The organism is Vibrio sp. R11-SG3-ISO3-SZ (assembly GCF_059834345.1).
On record NZ_JCBDGX010000149.1, the window covers coordinates 1 to 4,034 of the forward strand.

At 46.9% G+C, this 4,034-nt stretch carries 4 protein-coding genes; 3 read left to right on the forward strand and 1 reads right to left on the reverse strand.

Translation table 11 applies throughout. The annotated features are described in order from the left end of the window. Window positions 1–191 precede the first annotated feature (191 nt). Complete coding sequence (locus AC6R1O_RS16870; protein ID WP_500657463.1) at window positions 192–989, forward strand: AraC family ligand binding domain-containing protein; 798 nt, start codon at window positions 192–194, stop codon at window positions 987–989. A 241-nt stretch (window positions 990–1,230) separates the two neighbouring features. Here AC6R1O_RS16870 and AC6R1O_RS16875 read toward each other — a convergent pair whose 3' ends face one another. After that, the gene (locus AC6R1O_RS16875) at window positions 1,231–2,634 is read right to left on the reverse strand and encodes an HD-GYP domain-containing protein (protein WP_500657466.1); all 1,404 of its coding nucleotides are present in this window, start codon (window positions 2,632–2,634) and stop codon (window positions 1,231–1,233) included. Between the two features lie 197 nt (window positions 2,635–2,831). Between AC6R1O_RS16875 and AC6R1O_RS16880 the strand changes: the two genes are divergently transcribed. Beyond that, a complete protein-coding gene (locus AC6R1O_RS16880; RefSeq protein ID WP_500657464.1) occupies window positions 2,832–3,428 on the forward strand; it encodes a TetR/AcrR family transcriptional regulator in 597 nt (198 codons plus the stop codon). 96 nt (window positions 3,429–3,524) lie between these two features. Continuing rightward, a partial coding sequence (locus tag AC6R1O_RS16885; protein WP_500657465.1) for an alpha/beta hydrolase occupies window positions 3,525–4,034 on the forward strand: 510 nt, incomplete at its 3' end.

Genomic DNA, 4,034 nt, shown 5'->3' on the forward strand with positions numbered 1-4,034 from the left:
AATCACAAGTGCAAATATCAAAGCGATAATTACAGCGACTGACTTTACATTGAGCCGGCTGACCATATGTGTTTTCTCCTGAACTTTTATAACTATTAGGTTCCGTTGACTTAAAAGATCAACAGGCTCTAGATATATTCTTTAGTTATTCCTAAAATACCTTTTTTTTTGATACGTTTTAACGAGACAGGATGTCAAAACATATTCCTAACACGACAATGTTATCGCCCAGCGACGTTGCCTTTGTCTTAGACCCAACTCAACCCGTGCTTGCCCATAGTCGCAGTATGGTTGCTGAGTCTGCTATCGAACCGCATGCTCATCCCAGAGGGCAGCTTCTTTGGGGCTCTAAGGGAATTTTGCGTGTAACCAGTGAAAAAGCTGTCTGGGTCGTTCCATCTACGCATGCTGTGTGGATTCCTGGCGGTCATTACCATCAGGTGAGTAATGAAACTGCCACTCAGACTCGGAATTTATACGTTGATCCTTCGTTTTGTGTACGTCAGAACTCTGATAAAGTCATCATGTTAAAAATGAGCTCGTTACTGCGAGAAGTGATACTCAAGCTTACTGAAAGCGCAGGTTCCTTCGCAAAAGAACGAGCACATAATTTGGGCTTGGTCGCCCTTGATGAACTTGAATCATTGGAAGCATTGGAGCTCTATATTCCATCAGGACATGACCCTCGCCTGCAACGGTTGATCAGTCTTATTGTTAATCAGCCTGACCAATCTCTGTTACTTGAACAGCTGGCAAATCAAGTAGGGGCAAGTGTTCGTACTATCGAAAGGTTGTTTAAGGCAGAAACGGGACTCACATTCCGTCAATGGCGTAGCCGCTTTCGTTTGATGAGTTCACTGGACAAGATTTCTCAGGGGTATAACACAACCTTGGTTGCGCATGAGTTGGGTTATAGCAGTGTGAGCAGCTTTCTCTCTTCTTTTAAAAAATTGTTTGGTTGTACACCGCAGGAATATGCTCAGAGGTAATTATTTTATTACGAAATCCTGAGTTGATTTTCAACGACTATAGGAATAGGACCTCGTTTATTCGTCAACTGCAATATAAAATCTATACAATTATTTTTCCATTATCTGTAGTAATTTGTGATTTGCTAATTTAAACAAAAACTCTAGCAAGGTTTTGTCCAAAACCAAGCTATCAAACTGAAGCACACAGACGGCATAGCCACAGTTAGCGAAGTGATGAAGATACTCTTTACAAATAAATCTAAAGCGTTGGTGACGAGGGGAGTTCACTCATCCCGATGTCTTTTATGTATTTCTCTGGGAGTTTTTTTAATGCGGCTTTGAGCGCATTAAAGCACAATGGATCGATGGCTGTGCCGACGTTTTCTTCCATGATTTCTAATGTTTTTGGAATCGGAATGGCGCCTCGATAAGGGCGTTCAGCGGTAATGGCGTCAAAAATATCAGCCGTGGTAATAATCCGTGTCATCATCGATATTTCTTCAGCAACCAACTTGTCGGGATAGCCTGTTCCATCTAACTTCTCGTGATGGGCCGCCGCCATTTTGGCAAAGTGTCTGAGCGGCGATATCTTTTCAAGGATCTCTCTTGTCAGCACCGCGTGGTTTTGCACTTGTGCCCATTCGTCGTGATCCAATTTTCCTGGTTTATCCAAGATGGTGTTGCTGACCCCAAGTTTGCCGAGATCATGCAAGAGTGCGGCGCGTTTCAGCCATAGTCGATCCTCTTGGTCAATATCGAGTTCTTCGGCAATGAGGGTGCTAAAAACAGCCACTCTGGCGCTGTGTCCGGAGGTAAAAGGACTCTTGGCGTCGATGATCTTGCCAAACGTGGTCACGATTCGGTCGAAATAATCATCGTCTAAGGGGATCATTGCTTGTGCGGGTGACATGGAGAGGACAAAAGAGACGATGGATGGGGCGTTGAGCGCCTCAATAAAATCCGCGTTCTCTTCCAACTGCTTGGCGATGGTCACTAAGCTAGGGTCCAGCCAGTTTCCGGAGCGACGTTCCAGTTCAGAAAAGGCAATGCTCAAATCATGTTCACGTTGGAACACATCCATTACTTGAGCGAGAAGTGCAATTCTTGAAAAGAGTGGAATGCGATCATGCTGCAGCCCTTCAGGACGGCCTGACCCGTCCCAGTGTTCATCCAAATGTTTGATACCTTGCGCCACGTTTTCACTGAACAAGAGTTCACGCGCGACTTCTGCGCCTTTTGTGCAACGTGTTTGGATCAACTCTTGCGCGTAATCAGTACCATTTTTTAAGATGTCAATGGTGGTCGAAATACGCTTGCGCCAATGCTCTCCCGAGCCTGCATTTTTAAGTACAAAGTTAATGGCACTCGTCAGGCTGGTGCCGACCGTTTTATAACGCTGTTTAAACCTCAGATCATCGGTGGCGTAAAGCTCGCAAATACGCGCGGCATTACTGCTACAGCCCGCATCTTTGAGTAACAACGTAAAATACAGATCATGCAGTTCTGATGAGGAAAGGTTCATTCGCTCACCAATATGCATGCCTATCCAGCAGCAACGCATGCTGTGTTCAGGGGGTTGTCCCTCCGTCATATCGAGTGCGACGGTCAGTGAAGAAATCAGTTCCGCCAAAGGCATATTGAGGTTTAAACCCTGTAACAACATCATGCTCTACTTATTCACATGTAAACAAAAATTGTAGTGCAATCATTCGTTATCGCCTAATGACAAACGATAAAAGCTTGGCGAACGATCCAGGAACGACCGTTCCTCCTCGTTTTCGATGTTCCGCTAAGACTTCACACTTGGCAAAAAAGTACGAACGTGCTAAAAAGGCGTTCAGTCCACACAGTGAGTCACCGATGAGTAAAGGTAAAATCACCCGAGAGAATATTCTGAGCAAGGCATTTGAATTGGCCAGTGAAAATGGTTTGGAGAGCCTGACGATCGGAGAGTTGGCGAAGCAGTGTGGTATGTCTAAGAGTGGGTTGTTTGCCCATTTTAACTCGAAAGACAACTTGCAAATTGCGGTGCTGGAGTACGCCAACCTCGTGTTTACCGAGCGAGTGATCGCGCCAGCGAGGGCGCAAGGTGATGACAACATCGAGCGCAAACTGCGCAGCCTGCTCGACAATTGGCTGGGGTGGAACCACTCGTTTCAAGGCAGTTGTATGTTCCTTGATGCGTGGAAAGAGGCGTGCCCACAACCGACGCCGACGCAGCAAGTATTGAAGAAAACCATCGCCACTTGGATTGAGTATTTGCGCATTCAGGTAGCGAAAGGGGTCGAGAGTGGCGAGTTCGACAGCCAGCTCGATCCGAAACAAGCCACGTTCGAGTTGTATGGGCTTTATTTGAGTGCTCATCTGTTTTACTCAATCCACGGCGAGCAGGCGAGTTATGCGCTGTTCTGGTCTGGGGTAGAAGCGCTGTTGCAGCGCTGGAGAGTGAGCGCTTAACCACCAGAATAAACAACACGCGTCATCGATTGACGCGGTTTTTTTAACTTAAAATAGTACGGTCGTTCGTTTTTACGAACAGATAAGGATACGACCATGAGTGATAAGATCTATTTCAATACATCAACGAAATTCAGCTTAAAGAAAAGCATGGTGAACTGGGGCACAAGGCTTCATCACACCTTAGCGCCTAAGCATGCAGAAAAAACGGCGCGCAAACTCTTGCTGACGCCGGTGCGCACCAAACCGAAAAACGCCGCTCCGCAAGGGATGATTGAAGGCGAAGTGCAAAGTCGGGAGGGGGTGTTGAAAACCTATCGTTTGGGGTCGGGTCCGGTATGGGTGTTGACCCACGGTTGGTCGGGCAGCGCAAGCCAGTTCTACCCTTTGATGGCGCATATTGCTAAGCGAGGTTACACCGCTCTGGCGTATGATCACCCGGCTCATGGTCAAAGCGAAGGCGTCTATGGCCATATTCCCGCCTTTGTTCAAGGGCTAGAAGCGGTACTCGACAGTGTCGATGATGTGGCGGGTCTGGTTGGGCACAGCATGGGAACCGCGTCTGCGATTGAGTGCCATCATCAAAAATTGGTGGATAAACCGATG

Coding starts and splice junctions, on each gene's coding strand:
- AC6R1O_RS16880 (WP_500657464.1), top strand. CDS start 2,832: ATGAGTAAAGGTAAAATCACCCGAGAGAATATTCTGAGCAAGGCATTT.
- AC6R1O_RS16870 (WP_500657463.1), top strand. CDS start 192: ATGTCAAAACATATTCCTAACACGACAATGTTATCGCCCAGCGACGTT.
- AC6R1O_RS16875 (WP_500657466.1), bottom strand. CDS start 2,634: ATGTTGTTACAGGGTTTAAACCTCAATATGCCTTTGGCGGAACTGATT.